Source organism: Haloarcula sebkhae, from assembly GCF_014647415.1.
Classification (GTDB): Archaea; Halobacteriota; Halobacteria; order Halobacteriales; family Haloarculaceae; genus Haloarcula; species Haloarcula sebkhae.
The window spans coordinates 270,137-295,195 of sequence record NZ_BMPD01000002.1 but is presented as its reverse complement, the minus strand read 5'-3'; the positions used below and the strand labels follow the sequence as shown (position 1 = coordinate 295,195).

Below are 25,059 nucleotides of genomic sequence, written 5' to 3'. Positions count from 1 at the left end.
ATAAGCTACCTCCACCACGGAGAACACAACAATGGCAGACACATACGTTGGCGCGATCGACCAGGGAACGACCGGGACCCGCTTCATGGTGTTCGACCATAGCGGCCAGGTCGTTGCGAACGCCTACGAGAAGCACGAACAGATCTACCCGGAGCCCGGCTGGGTCGAGCACGACCCCGTCGAGATCTGGGAAAACACGCAGGAAGTCGTAACGAAGGGGCTGGCGGATGCAGGTGTCGGTGCCGAACAGCTTGAGGCGCTCGGCATCACGAACCAGCGTGAGACGACGATCGTCTGGGACAAGGAGACCGGCAAACCGGTCCACAACGCGCTGGTCTGGCAGGACCGCCGAACCACCGACCGCGTCGAGGAAATCCAGGAAGAGGACAAAGTCGAGTGGATCCGGGGGAAGACCGGGCTGGAATGTGACGCTTACTTCTCGGCGACCAAGACCGAGTGGATCCTCGATAACGCGGAGCCGCTCAAGATGCAGAGCTCGCGCGGCGCTGACCTCCGCGAGCGGGCCGAAGACGGTGAACTCCTCATGGGCACCATCGACGCGTGGCTCATCTACAAGCTCACCGGGAACCACATCACGGATGTCTCGAACGCATCGCGGACGATGCTGTACAACATCCACGACATGGAGTGGGACGACGAACTCCTCGAAGAGTTCGGCGTTCCGAGGTCCATGGTTCCGGAAGTCCGCCCGTCCTCCGACGAGAGTCTGTACGGGCACACTGACGCGGACGGCTTCCTCGAAGAGGAGGTCCCCGTTGCGGGCGCGCTGGGCGACCAGCAGGCCGCGCTGTTCGGCCAGACTTGCTTCGATAAGGGTGATGCGAAGAACACCTACGGAACCGGCGCGTTCTACCTGATGAACACTGGCTCCGAAGCAGTCGCCTCGGATAACGGCCTGCTGACGACCGTTGGCTTCCAGATGTCCGGTGAGCCCGTCCAGTACGCGCTGGAAGGCTCCATCTTCATCGCTGGCGCGGCCATCGAATGGCTCGAAGACGTCGACCTCATCAACAACGCCGCCCAGACGGCGGAACTGGCCCGCTCGGTCGAATCAACCGACGGTGTCTACATGGTGCCGGCCTTCACGGGTCTCGGCGCTCCACACTGGGACGGGCGCGCACGCGGGACGATTGTCGGTATGACTCGCGGAACGCGAAAGGAGCACATCGTGCGTGCGACCCTGGAATCCATCGCGTACCAGACCCGCGACCTCGCGGAAGCGATGGAGGAAGACTCCGGTGTCGAGATGACGACGCTGCGAGTCGACGGTGGTGCAGTCAAGAACAACTTCCTCTGTCAGCTCCAGTCCGACATCATCCAGACGGACATCGCGCGACCGCAGGTCGACGAGACCACAGCCCTCGGGTCGGCATACGCAGCCGGCCTCGCCGTCGGGTACTGGGACACCGTCGACGAACTCCGGGACAACTGGCAGGTCGACGAGGAGTTCTCGCCGGAGATGGACGTCGAGAAGGCAGACAAGATGTACGCCCGCTGGGACGACGCTGTCGACCGTTCCCGCGACTGGGCACAGGAGGAATAACAGATGGCAATCGCATTCGGACTCACGGCAGTCGATATGCTCGTTCTCGCCATCGCGGCGTTCGCGGGCGGCGCGTTCGGAGCATCTATCGGTGCACTCCCGGCGTTCTGTTTCACCGGCTTCATGGTGCTGATTGGAGAAGCCGGCAACGTCGTCTCAGAGTCGTTCGTCGGCGGTTCGCCTGACGTCATTTCCGGTGCCGCCGGTGGGTACGGAGCCGGCATCGTCGGCCCGCTGGCTTTCGGTCCCGTGTTCGGGCCACACGTCGCCTTCGCTGGTGGTGTGGCAGCAGCCGCTTACGCCGCAAAGTACGACGGAATGTACGAGCCGGACGACGGTGACTACCACCCAGCGAAGGACATCGCCTACGCCCTCGGCACCCGACCGGACGTCCTTGCTGTCGGTGGGGTATTCGGTATCCTGGGTATGGCGATCCGGCAGACGTCCGGTGGACTCGGAGTTCCAATCGATCCGCCTGCAGCAGGCGTCATCCTGACCGCTGTTATCGCCCGTCTGGTCTTTGGCTACCCGGTTATCGGCCGTGCCCGCGGAAGCGGCCTGCTCGATATGTCACCGTTCGAGAGCGGAAAGATGCGGTCGGGTGAGGAAGTCGCAACGGACGGTGGAATGGCCGCCGAGCGACCGGCTGTCGAGCCGTGGCTGCCACACCAGTACAAATGGACACACGTCGCAATGCTCGGCCTCATCACCGGCATCCTTGGTGCATACATCTTCGCGAAAACCGGGAGTCTCTTCCTCCCATTCGGTATCTCAGCAGCGAGTCTGCTGTTCCTGAACCTCGGTGTGGAGAAATTCCCGGTTACGCACCACATGACGCTCCCGTCAACGTTCGTCGCCAGCATGGCGATGACGGATGGAGCGAGTGTCCTAGTCGCGCTCGGCCTAGGCGCGTTCTTCGGTATCCTGGGTGCGCTGTTCGGTGAGGTCTACCAGCGCATCTTCTACGCGCATTCGGATACGCACTTTGACCCGCCAGCCGCATCGATCATTACGACGACCCTCATCCTGGGCATTCTGGCACTGGCTGGAGTGTTCACGACGTCCGCAGCTGTCCCCCTGCCGTAAGAACTCATACGGCTTTTTATTTACAGGTCCAATCGAATATACACACGATCTAATTTCCAAGCATGGACATCGAAGCGAGAATCAAGCGTCGACAACGCCGGAACGGTGAGCCACGGCTCATTCAGGATTACGAGTCGATCTCACCGATCGTCCACATCGAGGAGCCGGCTGACCGGGGTCCAGTGCTTGAACGGCTTCTCGACCACCTTGATCCGGTGTTCGACGGGCAGCTTCCGCCGAACGCGTACGTGTACGGACCCCGTGGTTCAGGGAAGTCCGCAGTTATCACAGCGCTTTTCGCCAATTTAGAACAGCTTCCCACGGAGCAACAGGCGATCATCCACACGACGACCCGTGCACAGCCACCGACCTCGCCGTCGTTCGTGTACGTGAACGCCCGAGAGACCGCAAGCGAGTTCGCGTTCTACCATGCAGTGCTGGACTCGCTTGTGGACGACTCGGTGCCGGAACACGGGATCGGGACGGAGACGCTCAAGTCGCGACTCCACGAGCTAGTCCGAGAGCAACGCACAGGTATCGTCATCGCGGTCGACCACATCAGCGAACCGGAGAGCATTCAGGCCCCGGCTCTTGTTGACCTGTTTGCTGGCTTACCGAGTAACGTCAGCTGGCTCGCTATCGGTCGGGATGACCCGTCGACGACTGAACTGACGCGGTACACCGCTGAGTCGATCAGTATTGACCGCTATCAACGGCAGATGCTTGTCGACGTGTTGATGACCAGGGCCTCGAACGGACTGGCCCAGCAGGGACTCGACCACAGTCTGGCGAGGCATATCGCCGATTGGGCGGACGGAAACGCCCACGATGCCCTTGCCGCGCTGTTTATCGCCGCGGAGTTTGCCGAGGAACAGAGCCAGAACCGCATCACACAGGCCAACGTCGACGCGGCCATCGCAGAGGTGCCCGATCCCTGCGTTTCGTTGGGGGTCGTCCTCTCCCTGCCGACGAACCGGCAGGCCGTCCTCAGAGAACTCATCGACTTAGAGGAGAGCGAACGCTCCTCGGTAACGGCAACGACGGAGGCGATTGCGTCGGTAGAATCGGTCGATCTCTCCGCCGGGACCGTCAAGCGGTTCCTCTACGAAATGGCGGAATCCGGCGTCGTTGATCGCGTCGAGGCGACGGTCACTAACGGTCAGGGACGCCCGCCGAGCCGTGTCGAACCGCGGTTCCCCGCGACGGCCTTCCGGCGGCTGTACGACCTGCAACAGTAGCCCGACACTCCGCGGGCTGATCGACGCTTTTCAGACGCGCTGTGATGGGTCACCTGTGCCGCCAGTCAGCGCGGACGCCAGTGCACCGCGAACCACAACGTCGTCGCCGAACTGCGTCAACTGGATGTCCGGGATGTTCGACATCACCATGTCGTCAAGCCGCTCCCGGATCGGATCTAGCACTTGATCGGGGTTGTTGAGCGCAACGGCCCCGCCGACATAGACGACGAGTGGCGCGTACGCGTGAACGATGTTTGCAACGCCGATCGCGTTCCAGTGACAGATCTGATCGAGGACGTGGGACGCGAACTCGTCTTCGCCAGCATACTCGAAGATATCCGCCGCCGAAAACTCCTCAGTCTCGATTGGGAGCGCCGTCTCGACGGGGTCCTCCCGGTGTAACTGCGTGGCGTATCGCGGGATGTTCTCGCCCGAGCAGTACGCTTCCCAGTGGCCGTCGTGGCCGCAGCCACAGGTCATGAATCCGTTCGGATCGATTGTCAGGTGACCGACCTCGCCGGCGTTGCCGTCCCAGCCTGACAGGATGTTCCCGTCGACGGCGACCCCGGCACCGACTCCGGACGAGATAGTGAGATACACCATGTCATCGGGGCTCCGGTCCGAGTAGAACCGCTCGCCGATGACGCCGGCGTTGGCGTCGTTGTGCAACGACACCCGCTCGCTGCCGATGAGGTTTTCGACCGGCCCGGTCAGCGGAATCCGGTCGATGGTGTCGGGAAGGTTCGCCGGGTTTTCCACGACGCCTTCGGCCAGATCCATCGGACCGAAGGAACCGATCCCGGCGGCAACCACGTCTGTGGGTGCGATGTCGGCGGCATCACAGGCCTGCCGGATCGAGTCGAGGACCGCCTCCGTGACCGCGATACCTGCCGGTCCACGCGGTGTCTCAGTTTTGTGTGACGCGACGATCGAGCCCGTCTCGTCACCGATAACAGCCCGAATATGTGTCGCTCCGAGGTCGACCCCTGCGTAAGCGCCCATGCTGGTCGAAGGGTTGCCCCACCGATACTTAACTACACAGATTCTACTGCGGCTAGTAGTCTCGCTCCCTGCCCGAGATATCCTCTCGCCCAACGGCCTCCTCGTAGACGACGCCGCGTTCGGAATCTAGGGTGACGGTCGACCCGTCCGAGACAGCATCAGGCAGGTCTGCGTTCGATATCATCGGAATCGACAGTTCGCGGGCGACGATGGCCGCGTAGCTCGTCACACCCTCGTGGCCGTCGATAATGCCGCCGATGCGGCTGGTGTCGCCGACGAACTCGCCGTCGAACCCTTCCGGAACCGCCAAGATCGCCCCGTCGGGGACGTTCGAGAGGTCGCCCGGCGACTCCCGGGGCGGGGCCGTCGAAATCCGATGGACGGGGCCGGTCACCAAGCCGTCGACGATGGACCGACCGCTGGCGACCGTTTCGGCCGCGACGTGTACTTTCAGCATGTTTGCCGTGTTCATCCCCTCCAATTCGGTCATCATCCCAGACAGGACGACGACCGTGTCACCACTGTCCGCGGCCTCGGTGTCGAGGGCCGACTGCACTGCTGTCTGAATGACGGCATCAGCGCCCTCGGTAGTGTACTCGGTCGTTACAGGCGTGATGCCCCACGAGAGCGCGAGCTTCCGGCGGACGCGCTCGCTTGGCGTCGACGCGACGATGGGAATCGACGGTCGGTACTTCGCCGATTTCAGGGCGGTGTAGCCGGACTCGGACGCGGCGACAATCGCCGATGCCCCGATGTCGCGGGCGAGGAACCGACCGGAGCGTGCGAGCGCGTCCGTCCGGGTATCTCCGGCGTTTGGCACGCGCTGTTCGCGGGACTCGGCGTACTCCTCGCTGCCCTCGACATCGCGGATGATCCGATCCATCGTCTCGACGACGCGAGTCGGATGGTCACCGATCGCCGTCTCGCCGGAGAGCATCACTGCGTCAGTTCCGTCGAGCACGGCATTAGCCACGTCGGAGGCTTCCGCGCGTGTCGGCCGCCGGGAGTGGACCATCGAGTCCAGCATCTCGGTTGCCGTGATGACCGGCACGCCAGCCTCGTGGCACCGGCGGATGATGCGCTTTTGAATGATCGGGACATCCTCAAGCGGGCATTCCACGCCGAGATCGCCGCGGGCGACCATCACACCGTAAGCCTCGTCGATGATCGAATCGAGGTTCTCGACGGCCCCCGCCCGTTCGATCTTGGCGATGATCGGGATGTCGACGCCGCGCTCTTCGAGTGCCTGGCTGATCTCGTAAATGTCCTCGCCGTCGCGAACGAACGACGCGGCCACGAAATCGGGCTCCTTCTCGGCGGCCACGTCGAGTTCTTGCCTGTCGTTCTCTGTGATGGTCGGTAGGTCGAGTTCGACGCCGGGAACGTTGACGCCCTTGCGGGCGGACAGCTCGCCGCCGTTCTCGACGGTCGCAAACACTGTGTCACCCTCGACGCGTTCGACAGTCGTCTCGATGCGTCCGTCATCAAGCAGCACGCGGTCGCCCGGTTCGACCGCCGTAATCGACTGTGAGAGACCGACCTCCTCCGGTGTCGCGTCGTCACCGACGACGTACCGGATAGTAGACCCTTCCGTGAGCTGAATCGGTTCGTCGATCTCCGCGGTCCGGACCTCCGGGCCTGGCATGTCGAGCATGGCCGCAACTGGCTCCTCGACCGCTTCGTCTACCTCACGGATTCGGTCGATCATTTCACGGCGGTGTTCCGGCGAGCCGTGGCTCGCGTTCAGTCTGGCAACGGACATGCCGGCCTTTGCAAGCGACGCGATGTCATCGACCGAGTCTGACGCGGGACCGAGAGTACAGACGATCTTTGCGCTACGCATTGTGACCTCCGTCTCCGGGGACCCACAGTTTACAGCGTTCATAGTTAATCATACCCTGCCGTTCCCCGCGAAGGGATAAGAAGCTTGCTGGACGGCGTAGCTACCGCGAAATCGCTTCCGTGTCGCCACTGAGAACCGAGCGGACTTCGTCGGGCGACACGACCGCAATGTCGCCCGGGATGGTTCGTTTGAGTGCGGCCGTCGCGGCACCCCAGGCAAGCCCGTCCGCAACAGTACCGCCGGAGAGATACTGCGAGAGGAAGCCACCGACAAAAGAGTCGCCGGTCCCGACCGGATGTGCGTCAGTCGACTCGAACGTCGGCTGCTCCGTTACGGTCCCGTCGGCAAGCGCGAGCGCGCCGTCGCTGCCGCGGGTGATCACCGTCGCTTCGAACCCGTACTCGGCTGCGAGGTCCCGAGCAATCGTTTCCGCATCACCGGTCCTGTCCAACACGACGTTTGCGTCGCGTTCGGCGACGACGAGCACATCGACAGACGGGAATAGATCGGTCAGAACTGAACGGGCTTTCGCCGGCGTCCAGAGCTTCGAGCGGTAGTTCAGGTCGAAGCTCGTGGTCGTACCCACGTCCTGTGCGAGCGAGAGGAGGTCAGCAGTGGTCGATTCGAGCGTCTCGGAAAGCGCTGGTGTGATACCCGAGGTGTGGAATCCCGCAGCGTCTGTGATGGTCCCCGTCGGAAGTTCAGCGGGTGTAGCGGTTGTGACACTGGCGTTTTGGCGGTCGTAAATAACATCGTTACCCCGTGGTGGACTGCCCTGTTCCAGATAGTAGGTGCCCTGCCGGGCGCTGCCGGATTCGTCCCAGGCAATCTCGACCGACACGCCGTGGTGTTTGAGTTCACCCGTGACTCGGCGACCGACCGGTGAATCGGGGAGTTTCGAGGTCCACAGCGAATCGAGCCCAAGCCGCTGAGCGGCGACTGCAACGTTTGATTCTGCGCCAGCTGCCCTGACAGTGTACTGGTCTGCGGTCTCCAGTCGCTCATCGTCAGGTGGCGATAACCGCAACATTGTCTCGCCGAACGTCACTAACTCCGTCATATCCGACGTTGCTCACTGGCTGGGTATAAATCCCGGAGAACCAGTCGTCTGACGGGGCTGGTAGTATCCGCTTACTATATTATAGTCAGTTACTTTGTAGTTTTAATTGTTGAGTACCGTCAGCATTAGTTTTCTCCAAAAGTTTATGTGCTATAGTAATTTACACACGCCAGTATGGATTCAGGGAGAAATGGTGGTGGGCCGTCTGTCTTTAGGCGGAACCTACTCCGCTCGATTGGTGCGGCCGGGCTGGCCGGACTTGCGGGTTGTGGTGGCAGCGAGGGTGTGACAAATGGGGACGAGACGCCGACCCCAACTCCAGTTGGAAACTTTCCGGTGTCCGGGGATTCGGTGACGTTCGGTTTTAACGTCGCTTCTTCGGGAGCGTATTCAACGGCCGGTAAGCAGGAACTACGGGGTTTCAAACTCGCGGTCAAACACATTAACAACGGTGGTGGGTGGGTAACGAGCGAGGCGTACGAGTCGCCGCTTGACGGTGATGGCCTCCTGGATAAGGAGGTCGAATTCGCCGTCGAAGACACGGGCGGCAGTTCAGATACCGCCCGGAGCAACGCACAGCGGCTTGTCGATAGTGAAGATGTAATTATGCTTGCTGGTGGCACGTCCAGCAGCTCCGGTCTGGCCAATCAGGAGGTTGCGGCGCAGAACCAGGTCATCTACATGGCAACGATGGGTAACGCGAACTCGCTGACGGGTGCTGACTGCAACCGGTACTCCTTCCGCGAGATGTTCAACAACCGTATGGCGGCCGAAGCGCTGGCCCCGGCCCTCAGTGATGAGTTCGGAGACGACATCAACTACGTCAAGATCTCTCAGGACAACGAGTGGGGACGGACACTTCGGGACGATATGGATGCAACCCTCGGGGACCTCGGCTGGGCACCTGTCTGGGATACGACTGCACAGGTCGGAACAAGCGACTACTCCCAGTACGCAGCAGACATCAAGTCGGTCGATTTCGACGTGATCGTCCTCGGGCTCGGTGGCCTCGACGCAGTAAACGCACTCAGAGCGTTCCGAGACGAGTTCCCGGACTCGAATATCGTCCTTCCGATAGCCTCGAGAGATATTGCCCAGACCGCAGGCGGTGCGATAGAGGGCGTTATCGGAACAGTCGCCTGGAGTCCGGAGATCAACTCGCCGCTGTCGAATACTTTCCGAGAGACGTTCCGTGAAGAGTACGGCAGTTCGACGGGGACCTCGAAATCGGCGTCCCCATCAGGAGCAGCCCACATCGCATACACGCAAACGTTACAATATGCCAGCGCAGTCGAGCGGGCGGGAACGTTCAACCCGGTCGATGTCATCGGAGCGCTCGAAGGACACGAGTACGACGCCGGTCTCGGAACACAGACCCTCCGGGCCTGTGATCACCAGGCGATGCGTCAAGTGCCGATTGTGAGAGGAAAGCCGGAGGTGCGGCAGTCCTATGGCAGCTACTACGGCCTAGTTGGAGAACCAGCGGATGTACAGTACGCCTGCGATAGCGGGCCAGCGGCTAACTGTTCGCTTGGGGGGAGCTAAGTATGAGTTCAGGAGATACACAGATACCAGACAGTTCAGAGACCGATTCGAACACCTCCGGTGGGATTCTAGCGACAGTCGTCCCGGATTTTATCCGGCGAAACTTCGCACTCAAATTCGGCATCGTCCTCTTCATTATGGCGCTGTCGGTTGGGCTCATCGGCCTTGCCGCGACAGAGCAAGTCAAGAACTACACCGAACAACAGGTTCTGAGCGACTACGAAAACGCCGCCGCACAGGAGGCAGACATCCTGTCACAGTGGGTTGACCGAAACCGCCTATCGACCCAATTCGTTTCTTCCGACGATATCTGGGCCAGTAGTGATACCGACGATATCGATATCGAACTTAACAATCGGAAAGCCGCCTTGTCCGCAGATGCTACCGACATCCATCTGGTCGAACGGAATGCCGGCCAATCACAGGTTGTCGCCAGCACATCTAACTCACAGGTGCTGACTAACTCACCGCTCGGATCGACGAGCAGGGCTTGGCTTACCGGTACGAACTTCGAAACGGCAAGCGATGTCGTCGTCTCCGACGTGTACCAGACGAACTCCGGCCCGGTCGTCGGCTTCGTCAGTCCTGTTGATGCCTCGCAGAACCGATATATCCTCATCGAGTATTCGCTTGACGAGATCGCGAACTCGCTTCAGGGGAACAACAGGGCCGAAGGCGGATTCACGCAGGTCGTCAACGGATCGGCGGTCGTCATGATCGACGAACCAAGAGACGGGAGCCGCGGCCTCGGCGAAAACATACTGCAGTCGTATAGCTCGAACAGCCCTGCTACCGAACCGATCGACGCGGCAGATGGCCTCCGCTCGTCGGAGCAACAGTCCGGCGTCACCGCTGACATGCCGGCGACCGACGTACTCAACGAGCGCTACACTGTCGGCTATGCACCGATTCAGGGCACTGACTGGGTCGTTCTCGTACACGCACCCAACTCCGCGGTCTTTGGCTTCGTCCAGAACGTCCAGCAGTACGGACTTATCGGCACGGCACTGATGGTGTTGCTCATCGCGGGTGTCGGTGCGATACTCGGGTACAACACGGCAACGTCGATCGACCGCCTGACCCGAAAAACGGACCAGATGCGACAGGGGAACCTCGACGTCGAGATCGCCACAAGTCGCATCGACAATATCGGCCGCCTGTACAGCGGGTTCGCTGATATGCGCGACGGACTCAAACAGCAGATCAACGAGGCCGAGCGTGCACAGAAAGAGGCGGAGGTTTCCCGGGCCGAAGCCCTTGAAGTCAACAAATACCTCCAGAAGAAGGCCGAAGAATTCTCCGATGTGATGGAGGAGACGGCCGCTGGCAACCTCACCGAGCGGATGGCAACCGACGGCGAGAACGAGTCAATGGACCGTATCGCCAGCGAGTTCAACGGCATGGTCAATGAACTCGAAAAGACGATCGGTCAGCTCAACAGCTTCGCCGACGAAGTCGCGGAATCCGGCGACGTCGTTCTGTCGAGTGCGGAGTCCGTCCGCGATGCATCCGAGCAGGTCGCCGAATCGACACAAAAGATCTCCGACGACGCTTACGATCAGAAGGATCGCCTCGCGACCATCTCAGAGGACCTCGACACCCTCGTGGACACGCTCGAAGAACTGGAAGCGGACAATCCGGACATCGATCTGGGCGACTCGCTCGAACGGTTCCGGACAGTTGCGACGACACTACAGTCAGCCGCCGAAACGAGTGACCAGATGATGGCCGAAACCCAGACCGTCGCTGGCGCAGCCGAAGAGCAGGCCGCAGAGCTCAACGAAGTGTCGTCACGGGCCGAACAGCTCAAACGCTACGCGAAGCCACTCGGGGATATCCTGAACCGCTTCGAAACCGAAGCCGAGCACGAGTTCGTCTTCTCGGGCGGTCCGTCACAGAGTCTTGGCGAAGAGGAAGAAGAGTAACCCGACCCACCGCTGTCACCGAAACCGATTTTCACGCCGGCGACGTATCTCGCTTAATGAGCGACGACACGGGCGATATCTCACGGCCTGAACTCGCCGAGTACTGTCGAACCCAGGCTGCGATTCTTGCGGGGCATCTGGACCAGCGTAGTGCGGAGCTCTCCGATTTGCTCGAAGAAATAGAACGGGACACTGCTAACGCTCGTACGACATTGGCCGAGCGTTCCGGGCCGGATACCGATGCGGAAGCTACTATCGCCGAAATAGAGACCAAACAGGAGCGAGCACAGGCGCAGCAGGAGGAAATCAACGAATACCGGACGCTCGCTGAGGGATATACTGATCTTGCCGAACAACTCGCCGGGGGCTCCGGTGATCTCGAAACCGTTCTTGAATTCGAAATCGAAACCGACGCGCCGACGTATTTCGACGCAGAGACGACGATTCTGGGAGTTGCGACGGGAGAAGACCGGGGCTGAAGATTTTACCGGGCCTGATCAAGACCAGGCTGTCATACAACGCTGACATCTGCTGACGGCCATCGTTCTCACGGTGACCCAGTGCTGAATTCGAATAGCTTACGAGCAGAGACGATCCTCACTGCGAGGGTACGTGGCCCGGCTCGGCCCTTCTAGAAGTAAGTTGCCGTCCCAGCACGATGTGGCTACGCTCATCGAGATATTGATTTCCAGTCCGAATCGGTAGCGCCGAGCCCAGATTAGATATAGCGACATGGGATTTATTTGTCCCAGGTAGGCCACTGAGATGTAGTATGAGAATTACCAATAGTAATCACAGAATCACACCACCCACGAAAATCTTAGCCAGGAATCCCTGCAGACCTGAGCTTACGAATTGAACGTGCGCTCGACGAGGTATTTGACCAGATAGAACCCGCCAATAAGAGAGATAATCATGACTACCAGTACAATCGCGATCATGAACAGAAGGACAAGTGCGTCGTTAGCCATCAGGCTCACCCGCCTGAGAGGGGGCGTCTCGTCGGGAACGCATATCGTTAGCTTCAGCCTCGGCACGCTAATGTAGCAGGGTTTCGGTTCACCAGTCTATGGCACTCGTAATCTATCTGGCCTCCAGAGATCAGAAGTACTCAGTGTTACGTGCGTAGAACTAAGTGACAGAGCCACGTCGATGGAGGACGGCTTGAACGGAGGGCAGCGCTGCTTTCGGAGCACTGACCACTCAGCAGGTGTCGGTAGACCGTGAAGCTTGGTGCGGATGCTTCGATACGAACAACAAGTGACGAGCCGAATACGTCGGTCATAAACACTACCCTACCGGCTTCCGTGGCAACTATCGCGATGAGCATGTACGCAAAGACATCATTCGCAACATAGCATGTATGTCAGATTAGACGAACGATCTCGGCCTGCGACACCAATCAAGAGCGAACTGAAAGAACCGATACAATCCCGGGCGTTCCCAACTGGAAATCGCTGACAGCCCGAATTAGTCGACTACGGGAAACGGGGCTGTTGGACCGTGGTATGACGGGATTGATCACTTCTGCGGAGTCTCTCAGCCCGTGACTGCTTCTGGCGGGGCACAGGACACGCCACTGGCCGACGGAACAGCCGTGCTAGATAGCGGTGCGAATGCTCCCGTCACCTGTACCACCACAGCCGGCGAGCAATACCTGCGCGAAGGCCGTGAACTGTTCCAGCGATTCCGTGTGATGACGCGAGAACCGCCCAAATGCAGTCTGAATTGCCCGACAGACGAATTCTTTCGGCAGCAAGGAAGGCAGAGTCTTCCGGACGACTACGCGAAGGCCGATACAATAGCGGATGACTCCGACAAGTACCCGAAGCTACCTGATGCCGCGGTCACGCCCGAGGAACACTATCCCCTGCCCTGCTGACACGGCTGTATGAGGTGACGTAGACACAGTGTCTCTCGCTCAAAAGCGTGTGCCTGCCTGAAGTGCTCGCGTGTGCCGGCACAGGCCCGACGGTACGGCATCAAGGCCACATTCACTGTCGTCATGCGGGCCGACAGCTCCGCCGATCTTAGGGTGTTAGAAACGGTTCTGAAGCGGCACGTAGAACCGGCAGTCAAGCCGGTGGCACGCTCGTGGGATTGAATGGGACGACCACGTCTAGCCTCGGCTGATGTATCATGGATGCTATGTAGTGTGGGAGATTCAGGGAATAACCGTGCAGGCAAGTCAGTGATATCGAACTGTTGGAGGGCTGCCAGCCCTGCACGGCTGGCTTGGCTGGGTAGTAAACCAGATCTAATCGACCCGACTCATTCCGCGTGGTCGTTCACTCTATCTAATCAAATATTGGGGCCTGTTGACAGGCAGTAGTCTGCTTATGTCCCCCTAAATCTGGCCGGGCAGGCGAGCTACCCAGAGAGAGTACAGCAATCTGCGGACATCTTTGTATTTGTGAGTGTAGTCCTACTCTTTGATTTAGTGTCAAGATATTGCCAGTATAGCGGCAAATAGCGGCGAAATAGGGTTACACATACCCAAATAAAGGCTTTTATCTCCAAGTATGGGACTACATTGAAGTCCCCCGCGTCCGAGGGGTAACTGTGTCCAGTGACAGCGAGCGAACGACGGTTCGGACGTACATTCCGGCCTATCAGAAAAAACAGTGGCAAGCCCACGCTGAGGAACTGGATATGAGTCAAAGCGAGTTCGTCCGGACGATGGTACAGGCGGGTCGAAGCGGATTCGAGTCAGCAGCCTCCGAGACACCTGAATCGGACGCCGCTGAGAGCGATAGCGAGGAACCCCGTTCTCCGGACGCTACCCCTGGGGGTGACGGGCTGAAAGACCGGGTCCGAGAGATTCTGGCTGACGGGGATTACTACGAGTGGGACGACCTGCTCGCCGAACTGACCGATGATATCGAAGAACGACTCGAAGATACGCTACAGGAACTGCAGTCCAACAACGAAGTGCAGTACAGCGGGCGACACGGGGGGTACGTTCGAGACGAATGAGCACGGATACAGCCACACCAGACGCCGAGTCGGACCCAGTCGGGTATTTCCTCGATGACATCACGTATCACGGAAAGAGCGACCGGACTCGTGCATCCTACGAGCGCGTCCTTCGGGACTTCGAATCCTATCTGGCTGATGGCCACCAAGCCATTCCCATCCGAGAGGCTTCCCACCGAGACTGCATGGCATATGTCCACAGCCTTCGTGGAAACGTCGAAGAAAGCACAGTCGCAACGTATGCATCCTATCTACACCGGTTTTTCGCGTACATGACCCAGGTGGGGGTCTTCGAATCGAATCCGATGACGCTGGTCATGGAGGAGATGGACGAGTCTATCAACACCGACCCAACCCGCCGAGAGATAGGCCTCCATTCGATGCGTGCGTTCGTCGACAGCATCTCCCATCCGCTTGAGCAAGCTATCGTGGTGACGCTATTGAAGACGGGAATGCGGGCCGGCGAACTGTGTAACCTCGATATCCGTGACCTCAACCTCCAAACCCCCGGCTCCAGGCCGGAGATACCGGTCCGGGCGGGGCTCGACGGGCGTCCGGACTCGTTGTTCGTCGCAGCGGAACCGGCCCACGGAGAGACCAGTAATGGGGAAGAACGAACAGCATCCAACAAGCGCAAGCGCGAGACAACAGTCCCAATCGATGCAGAGCTGGGCTCAGTACTGCGACGGTGGCTCGCAATCCGACCAGACACGCAGTCCCCGGCAGCGCCGCTGTTCGTCTCTACGAGCGACAGCTGGGGAGAGCGGCTCACACCGAATATGGTACACCATATCGTCGAGTCTCACGCCCGCGAGTTCGGTTGGTACACGGAGGGTGGGGGAGCCGAAGAAAACGTGACGCCGCACTACTTTCGGCACTTCTTCACGACGCATCTCCGGGATCGGACCGGGGACCGTGGCGTCGTCAAATACCTCAGGGGCGACGTGGCACAGGATGTCATCGACACGTACACCCACGAATGGGGGACCCGAGTCAGGGATGTGTACGAGGCCGAAATCTACTCGCTACTGTGACTGTTCTATTAGTTATCTAACACTACAGCGACAGTGTGAATGGTAGCTGTGACACTCGTAAATCATATGCCGCTATATAGAAATAGTCGGATTCTGCTTCGCAGCTGTGCTATCTAATGGACGATCTCAGTGACCGCATACGACAGGGGTATCATCGGCGCGAACGGAATGTACCCCAGAGACCGAAGACGCCAAGACTACACACGTCTCGGGGCTATCTACCCGGATGAAGTACTGATAGGGCTACTCGGGGTCCAGAAGCTTCGACTCGGCAGTTCTGAGGTGTTCGAGGAGCGTCGTCTTCGAGATGTCCATCTGGGCGGCGAGCTCGCGAACCGAAATTCCACGCGGCCACTGATAGTAGCCGGCTTCGCGGGCCGCTTCGAAAGCCCGTCGTTGAGCCGGCGTTAGCGAGTCGGTTCGCAGCCCACCCACCGACCGCTCGGTATCGCTGTCCGGCGTGACGATGGATTCGACCGACACGTCAGCGTCGGCGTCGGCTTCGACGGCATCGAGTGCGGACTGGATTTCGGGCCGTTCGCCGGTAAAACTCACCTGCCACCGTTCGCGACCGTCTTCAATGCGAACGGGGGCACTGTGGACGAACCCGTGTTCGAGCAGCGTCGGACAGACCAGCTCCTCCGGATCGTACTCCAGTAGGAACTGTCTGACGACGGTTCCCGGCGCGTTGCGCTTGTGTCCGATACGTGCCTGAAGCTCCTGTATCTCTCCGGCGTGGGGCGATGCACGGACTGCGTCGAGGCAGTTTTCAACGTCTGACTTCGTGGCTCCATACGCGGTAAACACGCCGTTGACCGATGCTGTCGACGACTGTACGCTCTGTTGCACCGTGTGTGCTAGGATGCCGCCATCGGTTCGGTCGGTGGCTTCGATAGCCCAGCAGTTCGGGTGCCACAGGTCGAGTGTTAGCCGTGCTCCGGCGCTATCGGTTTGACTCATGAGATGTGCTGCAATGTTTGATTGGTAACGGTAAGAGAGTAGTCATTGTCTGGTGTGTCCGACACCGGCGGTTGCGGCGTGCGATTCGACGCGGTCCATCAGTGCTGATGCCGACACGACCAGCGCCAGATACAGTATCGCTACCAGCACGAACAGCTCTGTATACTGGTACGTTTCGTTAGCGATAGTGCTTGTCCTGCCGTACAGTTCCTGAACGGTGATGAAACTCGCCAGCGAGGAGTACTTGATAAGGTACACGAGTTCGTTCGTCCAACTGGGAAGCGCGAGTCGGAGGCCCTGTGGAACGACGACGTACCGTATCCCTTCGAGCTTCGAAAGCCCAATGGCACGTGCGGCAGTCAACTGCCCGCCATCGACCGATTCCAGCGACGCACGCAGGTATTCGGACTGGTAGGCGGCGCTGTTCAGCGTGAAACTGATCACGGCTACCCAGAACGCCTGTGCCGGGACGAAGCCGACACCGACTCCGGGGACGCCCCTGAGAACCTGCGTCAGTGAGGTCGCGAAGTAGAGCACGAACAACTGTGCGAGCAATGGCGTCCCGCGGATGAGTTCCGTGTACGACAGGGCAAGCCAACGGGCCCACCGCCCCCCGTACACGCGGACGACGCTGAGCGGGAGCGCCAGCGTGAACCCGAGACAGACGCTGAAGACCGTCAGTAGGATCGTCGTCCAGATGCCATGCGCCAGCGCCGGCAGATACGCCGTCGCGTCGGCAGTGAACCGGAGCGTATCAGCGACCCACACTAGAGGCGCTCCAGCAGCACCAAGTGGCGTGGCGAGCGACGCGACGGCATCCGCTGTTGTCAGGAACGGGGCCGCCGGAATAAATGGTGTGCCGCGGTCGAATCCGGAGACTCCTGCGAGGACGAAATCAGTGGTCCAGCGGGCGAGAACCCAGACCCAAAACAGTGCCAGGCCCACTGTGAGTGGGCGGACGGTGAAGACCGTCCCGATGCGGTCCCAGAGCCCCGGGTTCGGGGATGTTGTCGATTCAGCTGTGCTCATGCCGTTTCCTCGTGTGCGTGCAATCTGCTCAGGAACTGTTCGGTTCGGTCCGCAGTGGGGTTCTGGAACAGTTGCTCCGGCGGGCCGTGTTCGACGATCTCACCGTCGTCGAGGAACACGATGTCCGACGCGGCCGACCGGGCGAAGTCCATCTCGTGACTGACGACGAGCATCGTGATGCCTTCGTCGGCGAGGTCGCGCATCACCTCGACGACCTCGCCGACGAGTTCGGGATCGAGGGCGCTGGTCGGCTCGTCGAACAGCAGTAGTTCCGGGTCCATCGCGAGTGCGCGCGCGATGCCGACACGCTGTTTCTGCCCGCCGGAGAGTTCAGCGGGGTAGGAGTCCGCTTGTTCCAGCAATCCGACCTGTTCGAGGTGGTTCCGTCCGGCCGCTTCGGCGTCAGCGGCGTCCATCCCGAGTACTTTTTTCGGGCCGAGCGTGACGTTCTCGAGCGCCGTCAGGTGCGCAAAGAGGTTGAAGTCCTGAAACACCATGCCGACCTGCTTTCGCAGTTCGTTGACGTCGGTTTCGGCTCCAGTCACGTCCTGCCCATCGAGGGCGATCCGGCCACTGTTGATCTCCGTCAGTCGGTTCACACATCGGAGCAACGTGGACTTGCCCGAGCCGCTGGGACCGATAAGGACCGTCACGTCACCTTGGTCCATTTCGAGGCCGACGCCTTCCAGTACCTCTTCGCTCCCGTAGGACTTGTGCAGATCGTCGATTGAGAGTAGTGGCTGTGTCATGTCGTTCCTTCCGGTACTGCGTAGTAGTCGCTGAGTCTGTCGAGTGACCGATTCGTCGCGAACGTCAGCACGAAGTAGACGAGGCTGACGGCGAGGAAAATCTCGAGTGCCGCTGTCGACTGTCCGCCTTCGTAGAGGTTCTGTCCCGTCGTCAGCAGCTCGCCGATTCCGATGACGATGGCGATGCTTGTATCCTTGAGGACGATAGTAAACTCGTTCTGGAAGCCCGGAACGCTCCGGCGGAGCGCCTGCGGGACGACGACGTGCCGAATCGCTTCGAATCGGGACATCGCGACGGCGCGTGCCGCTTCCAGCTGCCCGTCGTCGACGCTCTGGAGCGCACCGCGGAAGATCTGTGACTGGTAGGCGGCACTCCGAAGGCCGAGTGCGATAGTCGCCGTGACGAACGCGCTACTGGAGATAGAGAGGCCGAAGTACAGGATCATAATGATGACCAGCAGCGGGGTACCACGGAGGACAACCCCGATCTGTTCGACCACCCGCCGGGCCCTGTCCGAGCCGTACACTTCTATCGCACCGGCCGGAAACCCGACGACGAATCCCAGGAGAATGCTGGCTACGGTGAGCGCGATAGTGACGACTGTCCCTCCGAGCAACAGGCCCATGTTGTCGATGACGAACAGCCAGTCAGCGGCCTGCAGTAGGATTGCTGCCATGGCCTCACTTCTGTCCGAACCACTTCTCGGTCAGGTCCCGGTACGTCCCGTCGTCCTCAACTGTGGTCAGCCCACTGTTGAGCGCGCCCGCGAGTTCGTCGTTACCAGACTGAATCCCGAAGCCGAATTGCTCACCAGTCTCATGGACGAACGCGGATTCGATGGGGCGATCTGCCACGAACGAGTTCGCGACTGGGACGTCGATGATGATGACGTCGACGTTTTCGTTCAGTAGATCCTCGACGGCGAGCACGTAGTTGCCGTATGCGTTGTACTGGGACGCCGAAATCGTCCCCGCGTCGATCAGCCGGTCCTTGATAACGGATTCACCGGTCGTCCCCTTCTGTGCCCCGACTGTCGCTCCGGAGAGATCGTCCAGCGACGACGGCGAGAACGACCCGTTCTCCCGGACGATGATAGCCTGATTCGAACTGTAGTACGGGTCGGAGAAGTCGATCGCTTCGTCACGGTCGTCGTTTATCGTCATGCCCGCCGCGACGATGTCGACGTTACCGTTGTTCAGCGCTGGAATGAGTGATTTGAACTCCAGTTCCTCCCAGCCGCTCAGTTCGTACTCCGTCGCCGCGACAACGGCCTCCAGCAACTCGACGTCGAAGCCGACGAGTTCGCCGTCCTGTTTCATCTCAAACGGCGGAAAACCCGGCGCTGTGCCCGCGGTGAGCGTCTGTGAGTCCCCGCTGCCCGATTGACAACCAGCGACCGACAGGGTCGCGACAGTGCCACCGATTGCCTGCAGATACCTCCGTCTGTCTACGCGTGCCTCTCGTGGCATAGTGCCACAATTGAATTAATCATATTTTAACATTGCGGTTACCGCAAAAGTAGCGAGAGTCAGGCCGACGCGACAGGGTCTGCAACCTCGGTAAACACCGAATCGAGGATGTCGAGACAGAGTTCAAGTTCACGCCCGGTGACGTCGAGTGGCGGAAGGAGTCGGAGGGATTTCTGGCCACAGCCGAGCGTGAGGAGGCCGTGCTGGAGCGCTGTTTCCATCACGGCGTCGCGACGGTCGGCCGTATCGAACTCCAGCGCGGTCATCAGGCCGAGGCCACGCACGTCCTCGACCAGCGGACGGTCCGCCGAGATATCGCGGAGTCGGTCCATGAAGTACGTCCCCTTCTCGGCGGCGTTGTCCAGTAGGTCGTGGTCCTCGATAGCGGCAAGCGTCAGGGCGCCACGCATCGAGCCGAGGATGTCGCCGGCCCCCCACGTCGAGGAGAGCCGAGACGTTTCCGACGGGAAGATGTCCGACCGAGAGATGGTCGCGCCGACCCGGAGCGCTTTGGCGCTCGTGATGACGTCCGGCTCGATGTCGTAGTGGTCGACGGCCCACATCTCGCCTGTGCGGCCGGCTCCCGACTGGATTTCGTCGGCGATGATCGGGATGTCGTGTTCCCGGCAGAGGTCGTCGACGGCCGAGAGGAACTCGGGGTTCGGAACACGATAGCCGCCTTCACCCTGTATCGGCTCCAGAATGAGGAACGCGACTTCTTCAGGCGGGATGTGGCCGGTGTCTGCGTCGAGTTTCGACCGGAGGCGCTCGACCCCGGCCTCCGAGTACTCCACGTCGTGAATCCCGCTGAGTTCGGGGAACTTCCGTCGATAGACCGACTTCGAACGGTTCAGGGAGAGTGCCCCCAGGGTCCGTCCGTGGAACGCGCCGTCGAAGGTAATGCCGTACTTCGGCGTCTCGCAGTTGTCGTAGCAGATCTTCATCGCGTTCTCGACGGCCTCTGCGCCGGAGTTCGAGAGGAAGACGGTGTCGAAGTCGTAGTGACTAGTAATGTCGGTCAACCGATCCAGCAGGTGAGCAGGTCCCGGCAGCGACGTTTCGTCGGGCGAGCCGCCGGTGCTGACGTAGAAGTCCTGGCCGGCGATTTTCAGCGGGTCGACCATGTCGAACTCGTCGGCCCGGTCGAGCACTTTCGGGTTGTTGTAGCCGAGCGGCGACGCGGCGACGTGGCAGGTGAAATCGAGCAGGACGTTGCCGTCCGCGTCTGTACAGAACGGACCGATTGCGTCCTCGGTGATGTCCCAGACGAAATCGTACACGTACGTACTCGGCGCGGCGGTTTCGTGGTGGTACTCGACCCACTCGCTGCTCCGTGGGCCAGGAAGGCTATCGACACGCGGCTCCGCAGTATCGCGGTCCATGCTAACATAAAGGCAATCATTGGTAATAAATCACTGTGTTCCGGCCCGCGTTGCGGACACGCAATTGAGTCCGTGCTGCGGTTCGAAACTGGGCTACAGGATCCGCTTGCCGAACGCGCTGGCGGCGAGTTCGGCCGCTCGCTCGCCCGTCGTGTTGCGCTGGTCGAGGATGGGATTGACCTCGACGACGTCGAGCGAGCGCAGCACCGATTCGGCGGCGTCGCGGTCGGCGACCCGTTCCATCGCCGTATGTGCCTCCCGATAGGTGACGCCGCCTGGGACTGGTGTCCCGACCCCTGGCGCGTCGTCCGGGTCGAGCCAGTCGAGGTCGAGACTGACGTGGATGTCGTCGACGCCGTCGGTCGCGATATCGAGCGCCTCGTCGGTGACTGGTCCGATACCACGCTTGTCGATGTCGGCCATCGTAAAGACGGATATGTCGCTCTTACGGAGGACCGCTCGTTCGTCGGCGTCAAGGCTCCGTGCGCCGACGATGACGGTGTTCTCCTCGGCGACGTTCGGGGCAGTGGCCCACGGCATCTCTGCGAAGTCGCCGTAGCCGTGGGCGGCCGCAAGCGGCATCCCGTGGACGTTCCCGCTGGGTGACGTAGTCGGGGTGTTGTAATCGCCGTGGGCGTCGAACCAGATGACGCCGAGTTCCGATGACTGAGCCGCACCGCGCATCGTCCCCATTGCGATAGAGTGGTCACCACCTAACACCAGTGGGACGCTGCCGTCGGCTATTTCGGTCGCCACCCGGTCGGCGAGGGTGCCGGTCATTTCAGCGATAGCATCGAGGTACTTCGCGCTGTCGTCGTCGGACACTGGCTGGGACTGTAGCGTCGGCGGCGAGAGGTCGCCAACGTCAGTGTAGTCGACGCCGGCCGTGTCAAGCGCGGCGGTGAGGCCGCCGTAGCGAATCGCCGACGGGCCCATGTCGACGCCACGCCGGTCGGCACCGAGGGCGAACGGGACACCGAGCACCGCGACAGGTGACACGGAACGACTGTGGTCTCGCGAGTGGGTGGACTGAAGCGACATCCGTTGCTACGGCCATAGCCCACGGGCGTTCATAGCGTCACCGATTCGCGAGAGCGCGACGATGTAGGCTGCCGTTCGCCACGTGACATCGCGGTCCTCGACTTCAGCCTGAAGCGCTTCCCAGGCATCGAGCATCTCGGCTTCGAGTTCCTCGTTGACCTCCTCGCGCGACCAGCTTCGTCGGTTGATGTGTTGGAGCCATTCGAAGTAGCTCACGGTGACGCCACCGGCGTTCGCCAGGATATCCGGGATGACTGGGATATCGCGCTCCTCGAACACTGTATCAGCCGCTGTCGTTGTCGGGCCGTTCGCCCCTTCGACGATAATGCTCGCCTGCACGTCCGCGGCGTTCTCCTCGGTCAGGACGTTCCCGACTGCTGCAGGAATGAGGACATCGACATCGAGTTCCAGCAGTTCGGCATTGGATAGCTGCCGTGGTGCGTCAACAGCCCCTAACTGGCCGTGTTCGTCGCCGTCAGCGGAAATGGATTCGATATCGAGGCCGGATTCGTCGTAGATGCCGCCGTCCACATCGCTGACAGCGACGACGGACGCACCCCACGAGTCGAGCAGGCGTGCGGCGTTCGCGCCCACGGCACCGAAGCCCTGAACGGCGACAGTCGCACCATCGATGTTTCCGTCGTAGTAGTCGAGTGCTTCGCGGGCGACGATAGCGACGCTTCGGCCGGGTGCCTCCTCACGGCCGTGTGTCCCGCCGACCGCCGTCGGTTTGCCTGTCACGATGCCGGGTACCGTCTCGCCTTCCTGCATCGAATACGCGTCCATGAACCAGGCGACGGTCTGCTCGTCGGTCCCCATATCGGGTGCAGGGATGTCTTTCGTCGGCCCGACGACTTCCCGTAGCTCCTCGGCGAACCGACGGGTCAGTTGCTCGGTCTCCTGTGCGTCGAGTGTCGACGGGTCGACGACGATGCCGCCCTTCGCGCCGCCGAAGGGGAGGTCCATCACCGCACACTTCCACGTCATCAACATCGCCAGGGCCGTACACTCCTCGGCGGAGACGCTCGGGTGGTATCGCATACCGCCCTTGTACGGCCCTCTGACTTCGAAGTGCTGGACGCGATACCCGCCGAACACCTCGACACTCCCGTCGGACCGCCGGATCGGGACGGACACCTCAACGGTTTTCGATGGGTGGCGGAGCTGTTCAAGCATTCCCTCAGAAAGGTCGAGGTGTTCGGCCGCTTGCTCCAGCTGGTGGCGGGCAGTCGCGATTGGCGATTCGTCCTCGTCTGTTGCTTGCTCTGGTGGCTCCTTCTGTGTGCTCATGATTGGTTTGTGTTCGGTGGTGCGTACGCCCACTTGCTTCGGGCAAATGGAGCGAGTACGCTACGTCGTTCAGCACGCTGATTCCGTCCTCACTGTCACCATCCGACGGCTGGAGTGAGACAGTGTATCGGCACCAATACCGGTATTGTTAATAAACATTTGGGACTGTCTGCGAGACAGCTAGTTTGAATATAGCAAAATCCTCTGAGTACCCTTATTCGACGCTTATAGAGTATTATGGGGTATTTCAGTGACTTATATGCGGGATGTCTCACAGATACGAGCTTGACATACTCAATATAGATGCGGCCACATTGGTCAGCTGATGCCCCGACAGATGGGACAAATATCGATGTATGCATGCTATGACCTGATCTAAGCACTGAATTGAGAATCGGCCAGTATTTTGACTACCTCAAAAATAGATTTGACATGCAGTGGCGGAGTACTATACTGGAAGCGACCACCCACGACAGGTGTCAGTCCCGCATCGATCCGCTCGAAACAGCCTGTAGGCATGGCTATCGGGCCTGCTGCGCTATCACCGACCTCTTACTAACGATGGTACGACTGTTATTGTGGCTCATTTGCCGGGAGAACCGCTCCGTTCGACGGTCACAGTAGCGCAGCCGGGATTTGAGCTATCCAAATGTCGGAAACCGGACGCCGTCGTCGTTTCGTGGTCGTCGCCGACACATAGCGACAAGTGTACGACGCCGTCGTTATGTGCCCCGATCGAACGATGTCATTTCGAGATTGACTTCGATGAGGTTTGCGGCCTCCATCACCATCTCGGGAATTTCGGTGTCGAACCGGCTCCCTTTCAGACGGCTGGTCGGTGCAGTCACACTGACCGCGCCGACGACGGTCCCGTCGTTGTCCAGGATCGGCGCACCGACCGCCCGGAGGCCACGGATCTCTTCCTCGTCGTTTGTCGCGTATCCTCGCTCCTGAATTGTTTCTAGCTCGTCACAGAGCGTCTCTCGGTCCGTAATCGTATGCTGTGTCTGTCGTGAGAGGCCCTCCCGATCGATTATTTTCTCGACGCGCTCGTCCGGGAGACACGAGAGGATTGCCTTCCCCGAAGCGCTGTCATGGAGGTGTTGTGGTGCCTCCCGCAACTGGAGGTGGTAGTCCATCCCGACGGCGTGTTCGCCCCGCCGCTCGTAGATGGCGACTTCGCGTCCGTCGTTTTCAACGACCAGATGGACGTACTCGCCGGACCTGTCGGCCAGTTTGTCGACTTCTTCCTGGCCGGCAGTGTAGAGCTCTGTTTCGTTGCGGACGTGTTCGCCCATCGTGACGAACCGAAAGCCGAGCTGGTATGTATCATTGTCCTTCGTGAGAAAACCACAGTCGGTCAGGGTCGCAAGATACGTGTGAAGCGTTCCCTGGGAGAGCTCGATTCGCTCGTTCAGTTCCTGCAACGTCGCGCTGTGTGACTCCTGAACGGCTTCGATGATCTCACAGGCGTTCTCCACGGACTGTATCCGCCGGCCCGTGTTTTGTGTGTCGGCGTCGTCGGTCATTACCCGAGTAGAGTTGCCGTCATTATTTAAAAACCCGGATGTGAGCGATGAGCGACCGGAACAACTGATCGACTGCTACCGACCGACAGATAGCAATGCATAGCACGGTAAAACCATTTGACTCCTCCGTTACAGAATTACTTGGAGACGAAACATGGCGAAGTCCACAGTTCTGATCCCACAACTGCCATCTGTCGAGATATGTAGTCATATGCCATCATAGTATATTCAGAAATAGCTAATGCGCAACCATATTTTGAATTTATACCTACAAAGCTCGTTAATTTTGCCTGCCATTCCAGTTTTCACATTATACCGTTCTAAATAGCACAGGTC

At 60.1% G+C, this 25,059-nt stretch carries 21 protein-coding genes and 1 pseudogene; 9 read left to right on the top strand and 13 right to left on the bottom strand.

What is annotated here, in order from left to right; translation table 11 throughout:
- Positions 1-31: 31 nt before the first annotated feature.
- The 3 genes from glpK (at position 32) to IEY38_RS07435 (ending at position 3,888) form a co-directional block, all read left to right on the top strand.
- A complete protein-coding gene (gene glpK / locus IEY38_RS07445) occupies positions 32-1,564 on the top strand; it encodes a glycerol kinase GlpK (RefSeq protein WP_188976659.1) in 1,533 nt (510 codons plus the stop codon).
- A 3-nt stretch (positions 1,565-1,567) separates the two neighbouring features.
- Complete coding sequence (locus tag IEY38_RS07440) at positions 1,568-2,650, top strand: hypothetical protein (RefSeq protein ID WP_170097881.1); 1,083 nt, start codon at positions 1,568-1,570, stop codon at positions 2,648-2,650.
- A 62-nt stretch (positions 2,651-2,712) separates the two neighbouring features.
- The gene (locus IEY38_RS07435; RefSeq protein ID WP_188976657.1) at positions 2,713-3,888 is read left to right on the top strand and encodes a Cdc6/Cdc18 family protein; all 1,176 of its coding nucleotides are present in this window, start codon (positions 2,713-2,715) and stop codon (positions 3,886-3,888) included.
- 30 nt (positions 3,889-3,918) lie between these two features.
- On the opposite strand, the gene IEY38_RS07430 is transcribed toward IEY38_RS07435, so the two are convergent.
- The 3 genes from IEY38_RS07430 to kdgK1 all read right to left on the bottom strand — a co-directional run bounded on the left by IEY38_RS07430 (position 3,919) and on the right by kdgK1 (position 7,793).
- Complete coding sequence (locus IEY38_RS07430; protein ID WP_170097883.1) at positions 3,919-4,890, bottom strand: ROK family protein; 972 nt, start codon at positions 4,888-4,890, stop codon at positions 3,919-3,921.
- A gap of 52 nt (positions 4,891-4,942) precedes the next feature.
- Positions 4,943-6,733 carry a pyruvate kinase gene (gene pyk, locus IEY38_RS07425; RefSeq protein WP_188976655.1) on the bottom strand — a complete coding sequence of 597 codons (1,791 nt, stop codon included), beginning with the start codon at positions 6,731-6,733 and terminating at the stop codon, positions 4,943-4,945.
- Positions 6,734-6,833: 100 nt separating this feature from the next.
- Entirely contained in the window at positions 6,834-7,793 is a 960-nt protein-coding gene (gene kdgK1, locus IEY38_RS07420; protein WP_188976653.1) for a bifunctional 2-dehydro-3-deoxygluconokinase/2-dehydro-3-deoxygalactonokinase, read from the bottom strand.
- 336 nt (positions 7,794-8,129) lie between these two features.
- Here kdgK1 and IEY38_RS07415 point away from each other — a divergent pair, with 336 nt between their 5' ends.
- Genes IEY38_RS07415 through IEY38_RS07405 form a run of 3 tightly spaced genes read left to right on the top strand, consistent with a single transcriptional unit; the run spans position 8,130 to position 11,742 of the window.
- The gene (locus IEY38_RS07415) at positions 8,130-9,338 is read left to right on the top strand and encodes an ABC transporter substrate-binding protein (protein ID WP_188977338.1); all 1,209 of its coding nucleotides are present in this window, start codon (positions 8,130-8,132) and stop codon (positions 9,336-9,338) included.
- A 2-nt stretch (positions 9,339-9,340) separates the two neighbouring features.
- Positions 9,341-11,263: a HAMP domain-containing protein gene (locus tag IEY38_RS07410; protein WP_188976651.1), complete on the top strand. Its 1,923-nt coding sequence runs from the start codon at positions 9,341-9,343 to the stop codon at positions 11,261-11,263.
- Between the two features lie 56 nt (positions 11,264-11,319).
- Complete coding sequence (locus IEY38_RS07405; protein ID WP_188976649.1) at positions 11,320-11,742, top strand: hypothetical protein; 423 nt, start codon at positions 11,320-11,322, stop codon at positions 11,740-11,742.
- 369 nt (positions 11,743-12,111) lie between these two features.
- Here the strand turns inward: IEY38_RS07405 and IEY38_RS21630 are convergent, their stop codons facing one another.
- Complete coding sequence (locus IEY38_RS21630) at positions 12,112-12,234, bottom strand: hypothetical protein (RefSeq protein ID WP_268238755.1); 123 nt, start codon at positions 12,232-12,234, stop codon at positions 12,112-12,114.
- A 596-nt stretch (positions 12,235-12,830) separates the two neighbouring features.
- Here IEY38_RS21630 and IEY38_RS07395 point away from each other — a divergent pair.
- The 3 genes and pseudogenes from IEY38_RS07395 to IEY38_RS07385 all read left to right on the top strand — a co-directional run.
- A pseudogene (locus tag IEY38_RS07395) lies at positions 12,831-13,069 on the top strand (transposase); the annotation flags it as partial.
- 756 nt (positions 13,070-13,825) lie between these two features.
- Complete coding sequence (locus IEY38_RS07390; protein WP_188976643.1) at positions 13,826-14,239, top strand: DUF5805 domain-containing protein; 414 nt, start codon at positions 13,826-13,828, stop codon at positions 14,237-14,239.
- The gene (locus tag IEY38_RS07385) at positions 14,236-15,273 is read left to right on the top strand and encodes a tyrosine-type recombinase/integrase (RefSeq protein ID WP_188976641.1); all 1,038 of its coding nucleotides are present in this window, start codon (positions 14,236-14,238) and stop codon (positions 15,271-15,273) included. The genes IEY38_RS07390 and IEY38_RS07385 overlap by 4 nt, the downstream gene beginning before the upstream one ends.
- A gap of 243 nt (positions 15,274-15,516) precedes the next feature.
- On the opposite strand, the gene IEY38_RS07380 is transcribed toward IEY38_RS07385, so the two are convergent.
- The 9 genes from IEY38_RS07380 to IEY38_RS07340 form a co-directional block, all read right to left on the bottom strand.
- Positions 15,517-16,233, bottom strand: coding sequence for a helix-turn-helix domain-containing protein (locus tag IEY38_RS07380; RefSeq protein WP_188976639.1), 717 nt, complete (start codon positions 16,231-16,233; stop codon positions 15,517-15,519).
- Between the two features lie 42 nt (positions 16,234-16,275).
- Complete coding sequence (locus tag IEY38_RS07375; protein ID WP_188976637.1) at positions 16,276-17,262, bottom strand: amino acid ABC transporter permease; 987 nt, start codon at positions 17,260-17,262, stop codon at positions 16,276-16,278.
- Positions 17,259-18,011, bottom strand: a complete 753-nt coding sequence (locus IEY38_RS07370; protein ID WP_188976635.1) for an amino acid ABC transporter ATP-binding protein — start codon at positions 18,009-18,011, stop codon at positions 17,259-17,261. The genes IEY38_RS07375 and IEY38_RS07370 overlap by 4 nt, the downstream gene beginning before the upstream one ends.
- On the bottom strand, positions 18,008-18,688 hold the full coding sequence (locus tag IEY38_RS07365) for an amino acid ABC transporter permease (protein ID WP_188976633.1): 681 nt from the start codon (positions 18,686-18,688) through the stop codon (positions 18,008-18,010). The genes IEY38_RS07370 and IEY38_RS07365 overlap by 4 nt, the downstream gene beginning before the upstream one ends.
- A gap of 4 nt (positions 18,689-18,692) precedes the next feature.
- Positions 18,693-19,481 (bottom strand): basic amino acid ABC transporter substrate-binding protein, encoded by a 789-nt coding sequence (locus IEY38_RS07360; protein WP_188976631.1) that lies wholly within the window; start codon positions 19,479-19,481, stop codon positions 18,693-18,695.
- Between the two features lie 59 nt (positions 19,482-19,540).
- Entirely contained in the window at positions 19,541-20,863 is a 1,323-nt protein-coding gene (locus tag IEY38_RS07355) for a class-III pyridoxal-phosphate-dependent aminotransferase (protein ID WP_188976629.1), read from the bottom strand.
- A gap of 93 nt (positions 20,864-20,956) precedes the next feature.
- Positions 20,957-21,904 (bottom strand): arginase, encoded by a 948-nt coding sequence (gene rocF / locus IEY38_RS07350; RefSeq protein ID WP_188976627.1) that lies wholly within the window; start codon positions 21,902-21,904, stop codon positions 20,957-20,959.
- A 6-nt stretch (positions 21,905-21,910) separates the two neighbouring features.
- The gene (gdhB, locus tag IEY38_RS07345) at positions 21,911-23,194 is read right to left on the bottom strand and encodes a glutamate dehydrogenase GdhB (RefSeq protein WP_188976625.1); all 1,284 of its coding nucleotides are present in this window, start codon (positions 23,192-23,194) and stop codon (positions 21,911-21,913) included.
- A 722-nt stretch (positions 23,195-23,916) separates the two neighbouring features.
- A complete protein-coding gene (locus IEY38_RS07340; protein WP_188976622.1) occupies positions 23,917-24,723 on the bottom strand; it encodes an IclR family transcriptional regulator in 807 nt (268 codons plus the stop codon).
- Positions 24,724-25,059 lie beyond the last annotated feature (336 nt).

Bases quoted from the DNA above. Each gene is read 5' to 3' on its own strand.
- glpK (WP_188976659.1), top strand. From the start codon at position 32: ATGGCAGACACATACGTTGGCGCGATCGACCAGGGAACGACCGGGACC.
- IEY38_RS07440 (WP_170097881.1), top strand. From the start codon at position 1,568: ATGGCAATCGCATTCGGACTCACGGCAGTCGATATGCTCGTTCTCGCC.
- IEY38_RS07435 (WP_188976657.1), top strand. From the start codon at position 2,713: ATGGACATCGAAGCGAGAATCAAGCGTCGACAACGCCGGAACGGTGAG.
- IEY38_RS07430 (WP_170097883.1), bottom strand. From the start codon at position 4,890: ATGGGCGCTTACGCAGGGGTCGACCTCGGAGCGACACATATTCGGGCT.
- pyk (WP_188976655.1), bottom strand. From the start codon at position 6,733: ATGCGTAGCGCAAAGATCGTCTGTACTCTCGGTCCCGCGTCAGACTCG.
- kdgK1 (WP_188976653.1), bottom strand. From the start codon at position 7,793: ATGACGGAGTTAGTGACGTTCGGCGAGACAATGTTGCGGTTATCGCCA.
- IEY38_RS07410 (WP_188976651.1), top strand. From the start codon at position 9,341: ATGAGTTCAGGAGATACACAGATACCAGACAGTTCAGAGACCGATTCG.
- IEY38_RS07405 (WP_188976649.1), top strand. From the start codon at position 11,320: ATGAGCGACGACACGGGCGATATCTCACGGCCTGAACTCGCCGAGTAC.
- IEY38_RS21630 (WP_268238755.1), bottom strand. From the start codon at position 12,234: ATGGCTAACGACGCACTTGTCCTTCTGTTCATGATCGCGATTGTACTG.
- IEY38_RS07385 (WP_188976641.1), top strand. From the start codon at position 14,236: ATGAGCACGGATACAGCCACACCAGACGCCGAGTCGGACCCAGTCGGG.
- IEY38_RS07380 (WP_188976639.1), bottom strand. From the start codon at position 16,233: ATGAGTCAAACCGATAGCGCCGGAGCACGGCTAACACTCGACCTGTGG.
- IEY38_RS07375 (WP_188976637.1), bottom strand. From the start codon at position 17,262: ATGAGCACAGCTGAATCGACAACATCCCCGAACCCGGGGCTCTGGGAC.
- IEY38_RS07370 (WP_188976635.1), bottom strand. From the start codon at position 18,011: ATGACACAGCCACTACTCTCAATCGACGATCTGCACAAGTCCTACGGG.
- IEY38_RS07365 (WP_188976633.1), bottom strand. From the start codon at position 18,688: ATGGCAGCAATCCTACTGCAGGCCGCTGACTGGCTGTTCGTCATCGAC.
- IEY38_RS07360 (WP_188976631.1), bottom strand. From the start codon at position 19,481: ATGCCACGAGAGGCACGCGTAGACAGACGGAGGTATCTGCAGGCAATC.
- IEY38_RS07355 (WP_188976629.1), bottom strand. From the start codon at position 20,863: ATGGACCGCGATACTGCGGAGCCGCGTGTCGATAGCCTTCCTGGCCCA.
- rocF (WP_188976627.1), bottom strand. From the start codon at position 21,904: ATGTCGCTTCAGTCCACCCACTCGCGAGACCACAGTCGTTCCGTGTCA.
- gdhB (WP_188976625.1), bottom strand. From the start codon at position 23,194: ATGAGCACACAGAAGGAGCCACCAGAGCAAGCAACAGACGAGGACGAA.
- IEY38_RS07340 (WP_188976622.1), bottom strand. From the start codon at position 24,723: ATGACCGACGACGCCGACACACAAAACACGGGCCGGCGGATACAGTCC.